This window comes from Paenibacillus sp. RS8, from assembly GCF_041956825.1.
In the GTDB taxonomy this organism is placed as follows: Bacteria; Bacillota; Bacilli; order Paenibacillales; family Paenibacillaceae; genus Paenibacillus_AQ.
Map to the genome: position 1 here is coordinate 4,378,786 of NZ_CP168131.1, position 17,732 is coordinate 4,396,517.

Below are 17,732 nucleotides of genomic sequence, written 5' to 3' on the forward strand. Positions count from 1 at the left end.
ACTCAACGATAACGCCATCAACCGCAGGCTTTGACAAGAAAACAGCGAATCAAGCAGACGTCGCAGTAACGCTGACGTTGAACGGAAATACGCTGAGCACGATCAAAAATGGAACAGCCAATCTCGTAGCGGGAACAGATTATGTGATCAGCGGATCGATTGTGACGATTAAAAAGTCGTATCTGGCAACGCAAGCAGTAGGAACGACCACATTGACTTTTGAGTTTAGTGCAGGGGCCACACAATCCTTGGTTGTCACCATTTCAGATACGACAGTAGCTCCGTCAGCAGCACTAAAGGTACAGATGTATAACGGATCATTGTCTGCTTCCGGAAATACGTTGAATCCAAAGTTCAAGCTGGTGAACACGAGCACAAGCGCAATTACGCTCTCTGATGTGAAATTAAGATACTATTACACAATTGATGAAGAAAAGCCGCAAAGCTTCTTCTGTGATTGGTCGCAGGTCGGAAGCGCGAATGTAACTGGAACGTTTGTGAAGCTGCCAACCGCTAAGTCGGATGCGGATTATTATTTGGAGGTCGGATTCACAAGTGCAGCGGGTACACTTGCTGCTGGTGCAAGTATCGATATTCAGGTGCGTGTGTCTAAAAATGACTGGACGAATTACACTCAAACCGGTGATTACTCCTTTAATGCGGTGGATACCAATTATGTGGACTGGACTAAAGCGCCAGCTTACGTCTCAGGAAGTCTGATTTGGGGTAGTGAGCCTAACTAAAAACATCACCAATATTTATGCAATAGAGGCTGTTCTAGAAGTAGAAAATTCTACTTTTGGGGCAGCTTCTATCTTTATAAAATAGACCAAACGACGATCGTGTGAGCTAGAGAGGAATTAGGGAATAACTCCCTGAAAATAGCCGATTTTAGCCTTAAATGAACGAAAACAGGGAATTCCTCCCTAAAAATCAGGGGGATTTCTTTATTTTCCAGCAAATCATCTAAATTATAGGGAGGTTTTCCGTAATTACTATTTGGATGAGTGGATTTGTCAGATTTATAGGGAGAAATTCCCTAATTATTCTATCGGCGCTTCAATTGATATGCCATTTGTTTTGTTGTTATAACGTTTGACCACTATCTACCGTAATGATCTGTCCGGTCATTGCTTCCTGTTCCAGTGTTGCGCAGACGAATTGAGCGATATCCTCAGTGGATGAAATACGCCGGAGCAGTAAATTAGGCGCTAATTTATGCATTTGTTCTTCTCGACCAGACCACCATCTGGTAGCAACAGCTCCCGGAGCGACACAGTTAACTCTAATATTAGGAGCCAGGGCGTGGGCTAAAGATTTCGTAAGACCATGAACAGCAGCTTTGGAGACCGCATAAGGAAGGGAAGAGCCTAAGCCAGTTTGTCCGGCGATACTGCCAAGATTGACGATGGCGCCTGACGTACTTTTGTTCATATACGGCGCCACTGCTCTGGCGCAGAAGAACATGCCTTTCACATTTACATCATAGAGTTCATCCCATACCTCTTCCGTAGCTTTTTCCAGATCAGCTAGCGCAATATGTTTAGTAATACTGGCGTTATTCACCAGCAGATCTACCGTTCCAAAATGCTGAGTTATCAAATTCACCATACTCCGTACTTCCTGATCCTTAGAAACATCAGCTTGTACTGCTATGGCTTGCCCCCCTTGATTAACAATTATATTCACCGTTTCTTTGGCCTCTACCTCGGATTTAGAATAGTTCACTGCCACACGGGCTCCGCGTCGGGCTAATTCCAAGCTTACAGCCTTGCCAATTCCAGTACCTCCACCAGTTACTAATGCTACTTTATTGTTAAGATCCATCTCATTCACTCCTTAGGTTGGCATATGTGTTTGATATAGAGTATTCTATAGTGATTATTGGATTTCGTATAATTGAATTAAATGAAGGTTTGGTTCAATTTATTTGAACTGAATGGCGGGGGTCACTAGAATGGATCTAAAAACAATAAAAACCTTTCAAACCATCGTGATTTCAGGAAGCTTTAACCGTGCAGCAGAAGAATTGAATTATGCCCAATCGACTGTTACGATGCAAATGCAGAGGCTTGAATCCGATTTAGGCTGTCAACTGCTTGAGCGTGGAAAACAAATTAGCTTAACCGATGCGGGTAGATTGTTTTATGAACAGAGCTTACATATTGTTAAGGATATGGAGCGGCTTCAGAGTCAGTTGGCTGATTTAAAAATAGGCGAGGCTGGCAACGTCCGCATAGGGGTAACGGATCCTACGGCGAGCTATCGGTTGCCGCAGCTGTTAAGCAGTTTTATGACGCGGTTTCCGAAAATAAAAGTTTCTGTGGAGATTGCGGGAACCGGAGCACTCAGTGAACTACTTTTGCGAGGCGAAATTGATATGGCAGTTTGTTCCGGACCAGAGCTGGGTAAGGAGCTTTATTTTGAACCCTTATTTGCAGAGGAATTTGTGTTACTTATGCCAGAAGCGCATCCCCTTGCTTCCAAGGAGAGTATCACGCCAGAGGATTTACGGGATCATCGATTACTTATAACGGCAGCGAACTGTCCTTATCGCAAAAAATTAGAAAGTGTGCTGCAGGAATCAGGTGGAGCACCATTAGATACTATGGAGATTGGTAGCATGACGGCTCTGAAATATTTTGTGGAAAGTGGTTTAGGTGTCGCTCTTGTCCCTGAGATTGTGCTGAAACCGGCACCTGCAGGAACGGTGGTGCGGAAGCTGGAGGGAAGGGTGATTGATATGACCTGCGGTATCCTGTGTAAACTTTCTGATTATCCGCTCAAGCTTGCGAGCTCCAGATTGTATCATTTTTTAAAGCAGGAATTAACCTCGACAAGGATATTTTGAATTTTAAACGAATTGTATGTATTAGGAAAAAATAGAAAGGGCGGTGCTTGATGTTTTTAAGGAGAAAATTCAGTTTCTGGTTTTCGATTATTAGTATCATCATCTGTCTGTGCGATTATTTGGGGATTGAGATCGCAAACATCATTCTTGTACGACTTAATCCCATTATAGATACGCTGATTTTTACGAAGCCCTTTGCAAACTGGATGGTTGATGTTAATAATACAGAATGGGCTGCCAGCAGTATATTAATTAGCGTCAGATTTCCCACGTATCTCATTCATTTTGGAACGTTCCTAATTTTAGGACTTCTTATAGATTATCTTATTCATATATTTAAACAGAAGTAAAAAGTGAGCCTAATAGCCGAGATGAGGAAAGGTGAGATGAGATGAGCGGAGCAGAAGGAAAGCTTGAGTTGGAGAGGATTGTTTTTATAGGAAGGACCTTTGAGGAATATTTGCAGATGTTCAATTTGAAAGAGGCGGATCTTGTAGGCGGAAGGATTTTGGACTGTCCTGCGGGTGCCTGCTCTTTTACAGCGATATCGAATCAGCTCGGGAGTGAGGTAACGGCTGCCGATATTGCTTATTATTACTCTGCGGATGAGCTTGCGGACAAAGGTATTCAAGATATCGAGCATGCTATGTCTGAACTGGAAAAGGTACAAGGTAACTTTGTGTGGGACTACTTCGGGTCTATAGCGGATCTTACACAAGCGAGGAATAGGGCTTTGAACGATAACACCAATGATCGGAGACAAACCCCGGAGCGATATATTCCTGTGGTTTTACCTGATCTGCCTTTTAATGATGAGGCTTTTGATCTGACGTTGTCTGCACACTTCCTGTTTATGTATAGTGATCGGCTGGACTATGATTTTCATCTAAGGACCGTTAATGAACTTATGCGGGTGACGAGGGGAGAGCTTCGTATTTTCCCTTTAGTTGATCTGTGTTGCAAAAGATATGAGCATTTAGATCGCCTTATCGTTGAGATGGTTCACCAAGGTTTCGCTGTGGAGGAGATGGAGGTTCCTTATGAATTTCAAAAAGGGGCAAATCAGATGCTAAGCATTAGAAGAATGAAGCCACAAGATAATAGATAGCTATAGTTTGTTAAAATAAAAACGAGGGCATCCCTAAGCCATTTTCATCGCTTGGGAGACACCCTCGTTTTTAAATATAGTCCTATAAAAAATTTACGCCATTTTCTCTTTACGTTCCGCTACATAACAAGCAATACCAAGTACCAGACCGAGTCCTACCAGAACCGCACCGACCCATGGCAGCGAAGTAATTGCCAGATGAGAAATGACCCATCCACCAATGAAGGCACCTGTTGCGTTTCCGAGATTCCCTGCCGAGTGGCTGGTTGTAGAAGCAAGTGCAGGAGCGGCTTGAGCCAGACTCATGATTCGTATTTGTAATCCTGGCATGACCGCGAAGGACACCATACCCCAGAAGAATATTGTGATGACCGCAGCTACTGGACTATGCATTGTGAAGGAAAAGATCGTAAGAATGACACTAACCGCGAAATAAAGTCCCACAATAGAAGGCATCAGCTTCCAATCTGCAAGCTTCCCGCCAACGATATTCCCGATGGTAACACCACAGCCGAAGAGAACTAGAATCCATGTCACATTATGCTCGGCAAAGCCGGTAACTTCCATTAGCAGTGGCGCTATATAAGTGAATACCGTGAACAAGCTGGCGTTACCAAGCGCACCGATCAGTAAGAATAGAAGCAATTTAGGATTAGCTAGCGCAGAAATTTGTTGGATTACACTAGCAGGTTTGTCTTGTTTAATCTTTGGTATGAAAATAAGAATGCCGATTAGCGCAGCGACTCCCATGACTGCAATCGCAGCAAATGAGGCGCGCCAGCCCATATTTTGCCCAATAAATGTTCCTAGAGGGACACCGACGATATTAGCAATCGTTAGACCAGCCATCATAATGGATACGGCTCCGGCCCGCCTATTGGGCTTGACCAGATTAGAAGCGATCACTGCCCCAACGCCAAAGAAAGTCCCATGTGTTAAAGCTGTAATGATACGAGCTACCATAAGAACGGCATAGTTTGGAGCAAATACAGAGATTCCGTTGCCTAGAATAAATAATACCATGAGCAGGCATAACAGTTTCTTTTGCGGGATTCGTTGTGTAAGGATGGTTAGGATAGGGGCGCCGACGGCTACCCCAAGGGCATACATCGTGATAAGCTGACCTGCAGTTGAAATACTAACCTGTAAATCCTTGGCTACATTTGGTAAAATACCCATGATGACAAATTCAGTCATTCCAATCGCAAAAGCGCCTACCGTAAGCGAAAGAATAGAGATGGGAAAAGGTTCTTTGCGTGTTTTTTCCACACGGGCTGGTTCCTTGTTGAGGTTTGGAATTGCGTTCATGGTGCCGATGTTCAACCTTTCTTCTGTCTGTAATGAAGCTCCACCCTTATTAAGATGATAGATCCGACATGTAGTACTGCTTTATATTATTTAGTTTTCTGAAAATATTTTCAAGAGAAATATTTATTTCAAATAGTTTTCATTTTAAATCATCATTGAAGGGATGGATTATTCATGCTGGTTGAAGGCCAAGTCCGAGTACTCGAATTACCGGAAATGAAGCTGGTGGGTTTAAGTATTACTTCTTCTTTTGTAGGACACGATCCGGAAAGAGTAGAGGCGATGAAGCAAGAATTTAATAGAAGAAAAGATGAAATCAGCCATATCATTCACGCTGAACGTTATCTTAGCCCACATTTTTCTACCGAAAATTTATTTACTTATATGATCTGTATGGAAGTGGAGGAGCTCACAAATGTTCCTGAGGGCATGCTTGGTTTTGCAATCCCGGCTCATCAGTATGCTCATGTAAGATCCAAAGGTGATCCCTATGATGAACTTCATAGTTATGTGAGGAATAATGATTTGCAGAGTAATGATCGTGCATTGGCTATAGAAATCTACCAGTTTGCTAATTCTACGTGGCCTGATGAGGTTGATGTGTACATTCCATTGCGATGAGAAATAATTATAAGCAAGCAGCTTTAATGGCGCTCCAGCACTTTGATCTCGATTGGACGCAGATTCGTTTCAATCAACGATCGGACACTTGCACTTTTGTAATAGAGACTAATAAAGAGGGAACTTTCTTGCTGCGTCTTCATTCGGGGAGGTCAAAAGAGGAAATTAACTCTGAAATCGCGTGGCTGGAGCTTTTGAAGAGCAAAATGGATGTACCTCTGCCAAAAGGCGTGCATGATCGCACAGGTTCTGTCACGTTCAAAGTGGAGCAAGGTAATGGGGACGGCGTATATGCATCGTTAATGCGCTGGGTTGAAGGTGAACATGCGAATGAAGGATTTAATGAAGAACAAATTTATAAAGAAGGTGTATTATTAGCGAAGCTACATAAAGCGGCGCAAGAGCTTGAGTTACCCCCAGGCTTTAATCGTCCTGTTTGGGATGAACATAGTTTTAGAAAAGCAATGCTCCGTTTAAAACTGCACTACCATAGTTTTCTTACAGAGGAAGAGTTCTTGCTGTATCAGTCTGCGGCTGAGAAATTATACGTCTGGTTAAGCAAGCAGCATAAATATAAGAACAGAAGGACTTATGGGGTCATCCATGGTGATTTACATCAAGGGAATATCATCTTTAAAGAGGGGGAACCTCGACCGATTGATTTTGGAAGATGTGGCTGGGGATATTATCTTTATGACGTGGCACACACTATACTAGGACTGTATCCCTTACAAAGAGAGCTGGTCATTAAGGGCTACGAGAGCATTGGCAAGCTTGATGGGGAGTGGTTGCAGACTTTAGAGCATTTTACGGTCATGGTCATGATCGAGAATTATTGCCATCACGCACCCGATCCTAGAGAAACCGACGGACTGAAAGCAGAACAGCCTTATGCGCAAGCGATTCTAAGGAATTATCTGAAGGGAGATCCCTTTCTTTTTAATACAATTGAGATTTAACGTATAAAAATAGGGCCTCTTTGGGGAATTTATAAAAAGTTCCCTAAGGAGGCTGTTTTGATGAAAAAAAGCTGGATTGCTCCTCTTCTTATCGCAGTTTTGCTCTTTCTGGGGCAACAACCTTGCTCCGCTAATGGGTTGGTTCAATCGCAAGCCGAGGCTCCGTCCAGATCTGATTCGGGACCGAAGCTTCCAGATCAGGATTCGCGCGAACTCATGTTTCAAGACATGTTAATGACATTTCTATCACCCTATATTGACAAAAAAATCGCTGAAATTTATGCGCCACTTTTGAGAGAATCGCCAATGGTTTATCCTTACTTTGTGGATGTGACTGAGGTGAAGCGGATCAATGGTTTTCGTGGGTTTGATTTCTTGATTACACTTAACGTATATCCTACAGTAGGTCCACATATTTCAGTTGGAGAAGATACCATGACTTTTAGAATTTCTTCTGGTCCTAAGGTAAAGCTTGAATCGTTCAAGCATCTAAAAGACCCCAATAAGTCAGACTTCCCGCCAAATTATCAGAATATCTTAAGATAGTGCGGTTGTGAGGTAAGATATTATTTTCATGAGTAGGGAGTTCTGGGATATCGGGCAGCACAATGTATAAATAGATGTATAAAGTGCAATTCAAACACTCCGATCTTGGGGTGTTTTTTTGTGTTTCGAATGATGGTGGAATAATGGCGATTATGATATTATGAAAATAGTAGATATATTGATTTAAGTTACTAAAATCAAAAAAAGAAGGTGCGAGGGAATGAGTGATTATAAATTCGAAGATGAGGATAAAGTCAAAGTAGGTATAGCTACAAAAGACGGGCAATTAGGGTTTCTTTTTACAAGGGGAGGTCTTCGGGAAGGAGCAGGTAGAAAAAGCACCGGCATAACTAAAAAGGTATCTTTGACGTTATCTGAGGACGTTTGGCAGGAGATAGAGCAGGCTTGTGAGGAACAGAACGCATCTCGCTCCCAAGTATTTCGGAACATTATTGAGGCGCATTTTGTAAAGGAATCTAAGGAGAGTTAGGTGAAGTCTTTGCTAATCCATGTATCAAAAGATTCTCTTAGTACCGCATTACAGGCAGTATCAAAAGCCATATCCGCGAATAGCTCCTCACGTGTTCTATCAGGAATACTTATTCAGGCGCAAACTCAGGGGCTGATTATAACGGCGAGCAATATAAGAATGACCATTGAATATAAGCTCCCTGTGAAGAGGGATTCGGTGGTTGTACACAACACAGGTGAGATCGTAGTTCCCGCGCGTTATTTTTATGAGATCATTCGTAAGCTTGATCCTGGACTTATTAGGCTGAGAATCGCAGAGTCATTGATGCTAAACATTCAATCTGGGAACACTCAATTTCGTTTATGTGGAATGGATGCGGCAGAGTTTCCGAGAATCCAATACATAGATCATCCAAACATTCAAAGGATAAGTATGAATAACACTCTTTTGAAGCAAATATTTAAAAGAGTGGTTTTTGCGGTCTCTTCATCGGAAACCAGACCTGTGCTCACAGGAGTATCTCTTCAAATTGATAGGCGAAATATTCGTGTAGTTGCCACTGATGGTATTCGTCTCGCCCAGCATGTTGTTGAAAGCGTAGAAGATTACGGTGCAATATCTTTGGATGTTGTAATTCCGGGCAGCACCCTGGAGGATCTTATAAAAATATTAAACGATGATGCAGACAGCAGCACCGAATTAGAAATAGGGCCCAAGCAAATCAGATTTATTTCTAATGGATTGAGGGTTCAGTCTGCCCTTCTAGAAGGAACCTATCCCTCTGTCAATAATTTAATCCCGAAAGCGTACCTTTCCGAAGTGATTGTTAAGACAGAACGTTTGCTACATGTGGTTGAACGTATTTCTATATTGGCTGGTGAGAGTGTTATGCTGAGCGTACTTCCTTCTCACATGCTAAGTTTAGTGTCCAAGACTTCAGAAATTGGGGATGTAAAAGAAGAGATTCCTTTAGAGTATCTAGAAGGTGATCATTTTCGAGCAGCATTTAACGGAAAGTATTTCTGGGACATCCTTCGGGCGATTGATAGTGAGACGCTTAGAATCAGATTCGCGGGCAAAGAAAGGCCGCTGGTGATCCTGCCTGTAGACGCATCTTCGTCCACACTTTTTTTAATTACTCCTGTGAGGACGCACGATTGAGGATATGATTATGCACAATAATTGAGTAGATTTGGGTGAATAGCTGCAACTGAGTCCGAATTAGCCTAAACCCACTTCAACTTCACAGCTTTCTTTGCTGGGGATGAGGTATATTTGCTCTGGGAGGGGATGGCATGCATAATGCGAAGACGGCTATATTTTATTTCTCAGGTACTGGAAATACGGAGATTATTGCTAAGCAATTTACTGAAGCACTCAGAAATAGCGGACAAGACGTAGATTTGTTTAGAATGGAAGATGTTCTAAAAAGCACTCGTTCTGTCGAATATGAATCCTACGACCTTATTGGGATTGGTCATCCGGTTCTAGGTTTTGGCGCATCCGGATTTGTCGAACGTTTTGTAGAACAGCTACCTGATTGTAATGGAACTCCGGCTTTTGTATTCAAGACAGCCTCTTCTCCACATTATATTAATAACGGTGCTTCGAATACTGTACTTCGTTATTTACGTAAGAAGGGATTTACACCTTTCCACAATTCCATTTTGGCGATGCCATGCAATTTTTATATAAAATATGATGATAGATTGAATAAGCAGTTATATCAGGTCGCTCAGCGTAAGGTGAAGTTATTTGCAGAGGAAATCATGAATCGGATTCCACGGAACCTTCGGATTCATCCTGTGCTGGAGGGAGTTCTGAGAACGGTATATTATTGTGAGGAACATCAAGGGGGGAAATACTTCGCCAAAGGATTGCGAACAACAGACTCTTGCACACGATGTTTGAAATGCGTTAGAAGCTGTCCAACTTCTAATATTAGCAATAGCGCAGATGGGATAATATTCGGTCAAAATTGCTTATTATGTATGCGTTGTGTTTATTCTTGTCCTCAGAAGGCGATCCAAGCGACACGGCTTAAGGCCAGTGTTGTAGATCCCTATACTGGAGGTTCAAAACTTCATAATCTAATGAAGGATTCTGAGAATGATGGACGGTTTATAACTCCAAAGTCCAAGGGTTATTACAAGCATTTTATTAAATACTTGGAGGATTGAATGATGAATCTGTTTAAGATAGGATCGAAACCGCTGGGGATAGAGCTGATGGCTGCATTTTTGGAGGATAATTATGTGAGTATCGGCTACCCGGGAATAGGGGATTTGGAGAACATCAGTATAGAGGAGCTGCGTGAGCGGTTGCTTCATACTTATCAATACAGTGAGCTGGAGCTTACAGAACATTTGCAAGCCATTCACCTGTTCGTAAATACAATGCAGGATGGCGATTATGTGTTGGTGTGTGATGGAGACTGGGTACATCTAGGTGATCTTGGCGATTATTTTTACAACGAATTATATGATACGCCAGACAATGGCACATGCCATCGAAGAGGTGTAACTTGGCTGAATAGTCTTCCGATAATCGACCTAAACGCAGAAGTGAAAGAGTTTCTTAGCGATAGTGGAGTAGCTGAGCAGTATAAGGGGCCAATGCCTAGCGCTCGTGTGGATCTGTGGATTAAAGGTTCTTATGCTTCAGAGCAAGCGATGAATCATCAAGTGCTTGTGGATGAAGAGACACTCTCTATTGCGCTCGGTATTTTGAAGAAAGCTCTAGTCAGTGAAGATGTCGAACGACAAGAACGAGCTGCGATTGCAATTCTTCAGTATGCTAAGCAGTGAAGAAAGGTTTCAGATCCACAGCCTCATTAAAAAGCGTTCCATCCGTTATTCAAACCTCGGATGGAACGCTTTTGTCATAATATTGTTATGCTTCTATAATACTCAGATAAATTCAACGAATTCATTGACCGGTTTACGATAGCCGCGTGGTCTGATTTTATGTTTCTTGTCTTTGCCGATAGTGATCAGCATAACAGGTACCATATGATCGGGTAGATTTAAAGTGGATTGAATGGCCTCCGGATCAAAGCCGATCATCGGGCAGGTATCCCAGCCTTTATCTTTGGCAATCAGCATGAAGTGCATGGCAGACAGAGAAGCATTCCGTATAGCTTCATCTCTTTGAAAAGCATCATTTCCTGAATAAGCATTGTTAATCGTTTCTATCTCTGCATCATAATCCTCTTGGCTCATCGCCCCTAAAGCTTTGAGCCCTCCGTAAATTTCTGGAGCCTTCAGATAAGCATTCTTATCTCCGAGTACCACAATTACCGCTGAGGAAGAGTGTATTTTATATTGACCGTAAGCTGCCTTACGAATCTCTTCTTTTAAATTCTCATCAGAAACGACTTTATAGTTTGTATGTTGAAGATTATAAGCCGATGGTGCCAATCTGGCGTAAGAGAACATCTCCTCTAGTTCATTCTGAGGGATCTTCACCCCTTCAACAAAATTCATCGCAGACCTACGGGATTCAATCAAATCTGTAAAAGTGCTCATGAGTTATTCCTCCATATGTGTATGTATTTGCTTTTTAATTATAAACAAGTGACATTTATAAATAAACTAACTATTTGTTACTAACTCAAAATAGCACAGTTAATTATTTTCGTCAATGATTAAATTCTCACTTCGTGTAGCTTAAGTCTTCTAAGTACTTGGAGTGTATGAAGAATAAATACTATGTTGTAAAATATTAGGATGTAAATTAGGATATTAAGATATGAAAAATGCTTTTATTATTGAAAGGGTGGGAATGTTGAACGATATTAGAGAGCAGTTGATCATAGACCTGCAAAGAATTGAAGAGAACGATTATGAGCTTAGAAGTGGAGAGCAGCTAAGGGATTATGTGAAGCTGATGCTTGAGTACATAGGAGATCCACAGCCAGAGCTGCGAGATGATTTGATCTATTCCACCTTCTACAAATGGATGAACGAGAAAAAATGGTTTAGTGATGCAGAGCTTCGTGAACTTCTCTTGATTCTCCTTGACGAGCAGCATTTGTTCTATCACATTGGCAGCAAAGAGGATCAGGCTGTGTTCACAAGAACGTTTTCTGTTCTGGTCGTTGCACTTATTCTTCAGCGGCATAGGGAAAAGGCTTTTTTAGATAGCGCTGAGTTTACAAATGTGAAGGAAGCTCTGATTAGATATTATGAGGAAGAACAGGATTTACGAGGATTTATGCAAGAAGAAGGCTGGGCGCACGCTGCAGCGCATGGTGCAGATGCCTTGGATGAACTGGTATTGTGCTCGGAGAGTGATGCTGCAATCAGGGAAGAGGTTCTGGCGGTCATCCAAAGAATGCTTTACAACAATCATCAGTACATTTTTAGCGATGAAGAAGATGAACGGATGGCTACGATTGTAGCTACAATCATAGATCATCATTTACTTCCGCAGCAGTCAATTGTCGACTGGGTCAGCAGCTTGGAGCAATGTGGTGGGTGGCCAAGAAGTCGCAACAAGTATGTTGCTCGTGTGAATACAAAGAATTTCCTTCGTTCTCTTTACTTTAGGTTGCTTCCAACAATGAAGAATCAGGATATGGTGAACGCTTTATTGAAGTCGGAGATGAAATTAAATGAATTTACACAATAAGTATTTAATCACCTAAGCGTATATAAAAAATATCGAAAATTTTAATCAATCGATTTTAATGTAATAAAAATCACAAAACTTTAGAAAAATTCAAAAACTTTGTGACATTTATAACTTGATAAGTGCTATAATAGAAATATGGCGTTAAAAGTTATTATTTTTTATTACTATTAAGCAGCAAAGCTTATTTGCAGAGGAGATTCGGATATGTCAGAAACAATCACTCAAACAACCCCTGAACAAGAATCACCAAAATTAGCTGTTACTCAAGAACAAATGAATGTTCTTGAGCAGCTATTGAAGCCTGAAGTTCAGGAATCGTTAACTGTCTTAGTAGAACAGTTGCCAAAATTAACAGAGCTTGTCGGCGTGCTCACAAAGTCATATGACTTTGTTCAAACTGTCGCTGCGGATGAAGTCTTGAAAAGTGATACGGTAAGTGCAATTAAAGAGCTTGCTGAACCTGTGGTGCATTCTGCGAAGAATATGGCAGCTACAGTGATCGAAGCGCAAGATCGTGCGAATGAAAGTAGCGATGTGATCGGTGTATTTGGTCTAATGAAGATGATGAAAGATCCACAAGCACAGAAGCTTTTCCGTTTTGTAAATGCTTATCTTCAAGTTGCCGGCGAACGCAGTCAGCAGAAATAATATTTTTTATATCTCATTCGTAAGGACGGAGGAAACATCATGTCTAAACATATTGTCATTCTAGGAGCAGGTTATGGTGGTTTACTAAGCGCCTTGACTGTACGCAAGTACCTAAAGAAAGACGAAGCTAAAATTACAGTCGTTAATCAATATCCTACTCATCAAATTATTACAGAATTGCATCGTCTTGCAGCAGGTAGTGTTGCAGAAGGTGCTGTTGCTATGCCACTAGCTAAGCTTTTTGCAGGTAAAGATATCGACCTGAAAATTGCAAAGGTTAATTCTTTTTCTGTTGAGAACAAACAAATTACACTATCTGATGGTGTGACATTATCCTACGATGCTTTGGTTGTGGGTCTTGGAAGCACAACAGCTTATTTTGGCATTCCAGGTCTTGAGCAATACAGCATGGTCTTGAAATCTGCAGCGGATGCTAACAGAATTCATCGTCACATTGATGAACGTATCCGTGAATATGCAAAGTCTAAAAATCCAGCGGATGCAAGCATTCTAATCGGCGGCGGCGGCTTAACAGGTGTTGAACTGGTTGGTGAAATCGCTGATGTGTTGCCAACACTCACTAAGAAATATGGTGTGGATCCTAAAGAAATTAAACTGATGCTGGTTGAAGCAGGTCCTAAGATTCTTCCAGTATTGCCAGATGCACTCATCGAACGCGCAGTGGCAAGCTTAGAAAAACGTGGTGTACAATTCTTGACAGGTCTACCTGTTACGAATGTAGCAGATAATGTTATTGACTTGAAAGACGGTCAAAAAATTGTTGCTAACACATTTGTATGGACGGGCGGCGTACAAGGAAATCCACTGATTGGTGAGTCCGGTCTTGAAGTGAACCGTGGTCGTGCAACGGTAAATGAATTCCTGCAATCCACCTCACACAAAGACGTATTCGTTGCTGGTGACAGCGCCGTAGTCTTTGCTGAGGATGGTCGTCCATATCCACCTACTGCACAAATCGCTTGGCAAATGGGTGAATTGATCGGTTACAATCTTTATGCGTACTTGAAGGACAAATCTTTTGAATCCTTTAGTCCGATCAACTCAGGTACTCTTGCGAGCTTAGGCCGTAAAGACGGTGTGGCCATCGTTGGTGCAAGCTCTACTCCGCTAAAAGGATTACCAGCAACCTTGATGAAGGAAGCCAGTAATATTCGTTACTTGTCCCACATTAAAGGATTGTTTAGCTTAGCTTATTAATTTATGATTGGAAAACCTGCTCTGAATTGAGCAGGTTTTTTTGTTGATCTCTAGTGGTTTCTACCATGAATTGTAAACGTTATCCTAGTACGCAGTATTCGTTTTTGCTATAATAGATTGGCTAATATTAACAAAGGGAAATAGAGGAGGATTACGTGATGTTATTCCGGCAAAACGATGTCATTCTGTTTCAAGGCGACAGCATAACGGATTGGGGTCGTAATTATGAAGATGCTTCATCGCTTGGTGTAGGTTATGCATTGATGATCGCCGCTCGTCTGGGGCATTTATATCCTGAGAAGAACCTTACATTCTATAATCGCGGAATTAGCGGCAATCGTGCTGTAGATTTGCAGGAACGCTGGGATAAGGATTGCCTGAATCTAAAGCCGACTTGGGTGTCCATATATATTGGTATTAACGACACTTGGCGCCGCTTTGATTCTGGTCAGGAAACAACGCCTGAACAATTTGAAGCTGCGTATCGTGACCTGATCGAGCGCACGCAGCATTCGCTCGCTGCTAAATTAGTCCTAATAGAGCCATTCGTGTTGCCTGTTCCTGAAGATCGTAAAGCTTGGCGCCAGGATCTGGACCCGAAAATTCACATTGTACGGGAACTGGCGCGTGAATATGGTGCATTGCTTGTTCCACTGGATGGCCTGTTTGCTGCGGCATCTGTAAAAGCAGAACCTGCTTATTGGGCTCCGGATGGAGTACATCCATCACCTGCAGGCCATGCCCTTATTGCAGATGCTTGGCTTAAGACGGTAGGAGCTACCGATAAAGCTTAAGGGTCTGATCGTATTTCTAAATAATTCACTTGATTCTATAAGACTAGAACCACTCATTAAAGGAGCAGGTTATAGTCTTTTTTTATAACTGCTAGGAAAGTCGTTTCGTTATATTTATTGACACTGTTATAATTGGGTTATGTTTCTTTTATTGGAGGCGGTTCGTATTCGGCGTTTATTGTGTGTTGTATCTTTGGTAGTAGTTACGCTGTTAAGCGGATGTAAGAATGACGTGGGATTCATTAATGCTAGGTGGATCACCGGAGTGTCTTTAACTCCTGTAACAACTAGTGATCAGAACCAAGTTGATCGACCCGAACATTTTGAGACCCTAATACTGAAGGACTCTACTCTGATTAAGACGCTTGCGGAGGCTATGAACAAGAGCAATAAATTATCGGGGGAGCTGGATTGGGCCCCTGAATTTAAAATGGAACTTGTTTATGGTGATGGCTACTCGAAGGATTATTACATAGCAATAGGTGATGAGCCCGGCTATAGAGGAGTATTTACTACAGCTGAGAATGGTGGTCAGGGCTACTCTATTCCGGTGAAGAATTCGGACCAATTAAGGAAACTCATTTTTGGGACAGTAGATCAGGCGAACATAGAACAGACGGAGTCGCTGGAGTCTTCTGTTAAGGTTACAGGTCCAGTAACGATATCACATAATGATCTCTATCCCTTAACGAATAGAACTGGATTCTTGAATCTGCAGCTTTTAGATGGAACCTACAGTGAGGATTGGACAATACCAGGTCCGTTGATGGGAAGGAATTGGAGCGGCAGATTTGGGCTTGTTCTTATTGATAATCAAGGGAGAACTTTGAATAGCTTTCCACTCAGTGAACATTTTGAGGATCCCATAATATTTAAAGATTTTTTTCAAATTCAGTTTGAGGACTATAATGGCGACGGCGATCCGGATTTTACTTTGGGGCAGTACGGGTCAAGTAACGGTTACTTCTACAAGTTGTTTACGCTTAGAAAAAATAACGTTATAGAGGAACTACCAATCCAATCCGGTTCTGATTTATTTATCAGCAGTCCTAAGGGGTATTCGATAAAGCTTGATAAAGTGGATGACCATAGCTTCAAGAGAAGTTATTACGATAATGTAGCGGGTAAACAGATGGAAGATATTTTTCAGTGGAATGGAAGTGCATTTCAGAAGTTAGACAAGTGATTCATACCAGAAGTGAGAGGAATGTGTGATAGATGACGAGTGATACCATACAAGATTTAGAAGGACTAAAAGCCATAGGAAAAGTGGTAGGACATACCATCGCCGAGATGAAAAAGAAAGTTACTCCCGGCATGACAACAGCAGAGCTTGATAAGATTGGAGCTGGCATTCTAGCGGAATTCGGAGCATCCTCAGCCCCGATGAAAACGTATAATTTTCCAGGCAGCACCTGCATCAGTGTAAATGAAGAGGTTGCTCATGGGATTCCTGGTCCTAGAGTGATTAATGCCGGTGATTTGATCAATATTGATGTATCTGCTGAGTTGAATGGTTATTATGGGGACGCGGGGGTTTCTTTTCAATTGCCACCCTACAATGAGGATATTTTACGTCTGTGCCGGAGTACTGAGGAAACTATGATGAGCGTAATCAATCATCTGAGAGCTGGGATGAAGGTCAATGAAATTGGCAGAATGATGGAGCTCGAAGCTCGGAAACGCGGCTATAGAGTGGTTCGTAATCTGTGCAGCCACGGGATTGGCAAATCACTGCATGAGAAGCCATTTGAAATCTTACCTTTCTATAATCCTAGAGTGACTACAGTGTTAAAAGAGGGACAGGTGATTACCGTTGAACCTTTCCTCTCTACTGGAGCAGATTACGTGGAGCAGCAGTCGGATGGATGGACACTGAGCGTTGTAGACAATGGCCGGGTAGCGCAGTTTGAGCATACGATTATCGTGACGAAAGGTGAGCCTATTATCCTAACCAAACCATAAAGAGGAGAGTGCGAGTGTGAAAATCGCCTTTATACTTTTTGACGGGATTACGTTCTTAGATTTTGCGGGGTTCTATGATGTTATTTATCGATTAGGGCAATTTGAAATCGGCAAAGGGTTGTCGTGGGATATATGTGCAGCTTCGGAAGAAGTGACGGATGAGTTAGGATTCACTGTAAAAGCAGAGAAAGTGCTGCCTGAGCTTTCGGAGTATGACATGATATTTGTACCTGGAGGGATGGGGACACGGAAACTCCGTTATGATGAAGCATTTGTCTCATGGATTGCGGGTGCCCGCAATGTTCCTTATAAGGTGTCGGTCTGCACTGGATCACTGCTGCTTGGGGCTGCGGGGTTGTTAGAAGGGAAAAAAGCCACTACCCATCCATCTGCCTATGATTTACTAAGACCCTATTGTGAAGAAGTTGTGGAGACCCGTATTGTACATGATGGAAATGTAATTACAGGTGGTGGAGTTTCGACTTCTATTGATCTAGGTTTATATCTGATTTCATCTTTGGCTGGTGAATCAGCAATGAATTCGGTGAAGAAGCAGATTGATTATCCGTATGAGATGCAGGGGATTGTTCAAATCTAAAGGTAAATA

General features: G+C 42.1%; 19 protein-coding genes and 1 pseudogene. 17 read left to right on the forward strand and 3 right to left on the reverse strand.

The features are described from left to right. Nucleotides 1-20: 20 nt before the first annotated feature. Nucleotides 21-743 (forward strand): annotated as a pseudogene (locus ACDZ28_RS20630) (X2-like carbohydrate binding domain-containing protein); the annotation flags it as partial. Nucleotides 744-1,086: 343 nt separating this feature from the next. Here ACDZ28_RS20630 and ACDZ28_RS20635 read toward each other — a convergent pair. Then, nucleotides 1,087-1,827 (reverse strand): SDR family NAD(P)-dependent oxidoreductase, encoded by a 741-nt coding sequence (locus ACDZ28_RS20635; RefSeq protein WP_375102649.1) that lies wholly within the window; start codon nucleotides 1,825-1,827, stop codon nucleotides 1,087-1,089. A 130-nt stretch (nucleotides 1,828-1,957) separates the two neighbouring features. Between ACDZ28_RS20635 and ACDZ28_RS20640 the strand changes: the two genes are divergently transcribed. Together ACDZ28_RS20640 and ACDZ28_RS20645 are read left to right on the forward strand one after the other, a co-directional pair. Beyond that, on the forward strand, nucleotides 1,958-2,851 hold the full coding sequence (locus tag ACDZ28_RS20640) for a LysR family transcriptional regulator (RefSeq protein WP_375102650.1): 894 nt from the start codon (nucleotides 1,958-1,960) through the stop codon (nucleotides 2,849-2,851). A gap of 391 nt (nucleotides 2,852-3,242) precedes the next feature. Continuing rightward, complete coding sequence (locus tag ACDZ28_RS20645; RefSeq protein ID WP_375102651.1) at nucleotides 3,243-3,959, forward strand: SAM-dependent methyltransferase; 717 nt, start codon at nucleotides 3,243-3,245, stop codon at nucleotides 3,957-3,959. A gap of 93 nt (nucleotides 3,960-4,052) precedes the next feature. Here the strand turns inward: ACDZ28_RS20645 and ACDZ28_RS20650 are convergent, their stop codons facing one another. Then, complete coding sequence (locus ACDZ28_RS20650) at nucleotides 4,053-5,267, reverse strand: MFS transporter (RefSeq protein ID WP_042132091.1); 1,215 nt, start codon at nucleotides 5,265-5,267, stop codon at nucleotides 4,053-4,055. 174 nt (nucleotides 5,268-5,441) lie between these two features. Here ACDZ28_RS20650 and ACDZ28_RS20655 point away from each other — a divergent pair, with 174 nt between their 5' ends. The 7 genes from ACDZ28_RS20655 to ACDZ28_RS20685 all read left to right on the forward strand — a co-directional run bounded on the left by ACDZ28_RS20655 (nucleotide 5,442) and on the right by ACDZ28_RS20685 (nucleotide 10,672). Continuing rightward, the gene (locus ACDZ28_RS20655; RefSeq protein WP_042126675.1) at nucleotides 5,442-5,888 is read left to right on the forward strand and encodes a GyrI-like domain-containing protein; all 447 of its coding nucleotides are present in this window, start codon (nucleotides 5,442-5,444) and stop codon (nucleotides 5,886-5,888) included. Continuing rightward, nucleotides 5,885-6,847 (forward strand): phosphotransferase enzyme family protein, encoded by a 963-nt coding sequence (locus ACDZ28_RS20660; protein ID WP_375102652.1) that lies wholly within the window; start codon nucleotides 5,885-5,887, stop codon nucleotides 6,845-6,847. Before ACDZ28_RS20655 ends, ACDZ28_RS20660 begins: the two co-directional genes overlap by 4 nt. 60 nt (nucleotides 6,848-6,907) lie before the next feature. Beyond that, nucleotides 6,908-7,393, forward strand: a complete 486-nt coding sequence (locus ACDZ28_RS20665) for a DUF3888 domain-containing protein (RefSeq protein ID WP_339290529.1) — start codon at nucleotides 6,908-6,910, stop codon at nucleotides 7,391-7,393. 220 nt (nucleotides 7,394-7,613) lie between these two features. Continuing rightward, nucleotides 7,614-7,883, forward strand: a complete 270-nt coding sequence (locus tag ACDZ28_RS20670) for a hypothetical protein (RefSeq protein ID WP_042126682.1) — start codon at nucleotides 7,614-7,616, stop codon at nucleotides 7,881-7,883. Beyond that, nucleotides 7,884-9,026: a DNA polymerase III subunit beta gene (gene dnaN / locus ACDZ28_RS20675; protein ID WP_375102653.1), complete on the forward strand. Its 1,143-nt coding sequence runs from the start codon at nucleotides 7,884-7,886 to the stop codon at nucleotides 9,024-9,026. 134 nt (nucleotides 9,027-9,160) lie between these two features. Beyond that, entirely contained in the window at nucleotides 9,161-10,045 is an 885-nt protein-coding gene (locus ACDZ28_RS20680; protein WP_076117767.1) for an EFR1 family ferrodoxin, read from the forward strand. After that, nucleotides 10,046-10,672 (forward strand): hypothetical protein, encoded by a 627-nt coding sequence (locus tag ACDZ28_RS20685; protein ID WP_076117766.1) that lies wholly within the window; start codon nucleotides 10,046-10,048, stop codon nucleotides 10,670-10,672. A gap of 102 nt (nucleotides 10,673-10,774) precedes the next feature. Here the strand turns inward: ACDZ28_RS20685 and ACDZ28_RS20690 are convergent, their stop codons facing one another. Further along, a complete protein-coding gene (locus tag ACDZ28_RS20690; protein WP_042126687.1) occupies nucleotides 10,775-11,392 on the reverse strand; it encodes a nitroreductase family protein in 618 nt (205 codons plus the stop codon). A 259-nt stretch (nucleotides 11,393-11,651) separates the two neighbouring features. On the opposite strand from ACDZ28_RS20690, the gene ACDZ28_RS20695 reads away from it, so the two are divergent. The 7 genes from ACDZ28_RS20695 (at nucleotide 11,652) to ACDZ28_RS20725 (ending at nucleotide 17,723) form a co-directional block, all read left to right on the forward strand. Beyond that, nucleotides 11,652-12,497, forward strand: a complete 846-nt coding sequence (locus ACDZ28_RS20695) for a DUF2785 domain-containing protein (RefSeq protein WP_375105384.1) — start codon at nucleotides 11,652-11,654, stop codon at nucleotides 12,495-12,497. A gap of 207 nt (nucleotides 12,498-12,704) precedes the next feature. After that, nucleotides 12,705-13,148, forward strand: a complete 444-nt coding sequence (locus tag ACDZ28_RS20700; RefSeq protein ID WP_076117762.1) for a DUF1641 domain-containing protein — start codon at nucleotides 12,705-12,707, stop codon at nucleotides 13,146-13,148. Nucleotides 13,149-13,187: 39 nt separating this feature from the next. Further along, nucleotides 13,188-14,366: an NAD(P)/FAD-dependent oxidoreductase gene (locus ACDZ28_RS20705; RefSeq protein WP_042126690.1), complete on the forward strand. Its 1,179-nt coding sequence runs from the start codon at nucleotides 13,188-13,190 to the stop codon at nucleotides 14,364-14,366. Nucleotides 14,367-14,524: 158 nt separating this feature from the next. Continuing rightward, the gene (locus ACDZ28_RS20710) at nucleotides 14,525-15,160 is read left to right on the forward strand and encodes an SGNH/GDSL hydrolase family protein (protein WP_042126692.1); all 636 of its coding nucleotides are present in this window, start codon (nucleotides 14,525-14,527) and stop codon (nucleotides 15,158-15,160) included. A 193-nt stretch (nucleotides 15,161-15,353) separates the two neighbouring features. Beyond that, nucleotides 15,354-16,346 carry a hypothetical protein gene (locus tag ACDZ28_RS20715; protein ID WP_170880241.1) on the forward strand — a complete coding sequence of 331 codons (993 nt, stop codon included), beginning with the start codon at nucleotides 15,354-15,356 and terminating at the stop codon, nucleotides 16,344-16,346. A 32-nt stretch (nucleotides 16,347-16,378) separates the two neighbouring features. Further along, nucleotides 16,379-17,125, forward strand: a complete 747-nt coding sequence (gene map / locus ACDZ28_RS20720; RefSeq protein WP_042126696.1) for a type I methionyl aminopeptidase — start codon at nucleotides 16,379-16,381, stop codon at nucleotides 17,123-17,125. A gap of 16 nt (nucleotides 17,126-17,141) precedes the next feature. Then, nucleotides 17,142-17,723 carry a DJ-1/PfpI family protein gene (locus ACDZ28_RS20725; protein ID WP_375102654.1) on the forward strand — a complete coding sequence of 194 codons (582 nt, stop codon included), beginning with the start codon at nucleotides 17,142-17,144 and terminating at the stop codon, nucleotides 17,721-17,723. The last annotated feature ends 9 nt before the right edge of the window (nucleotides 17,724-17,732 follow it).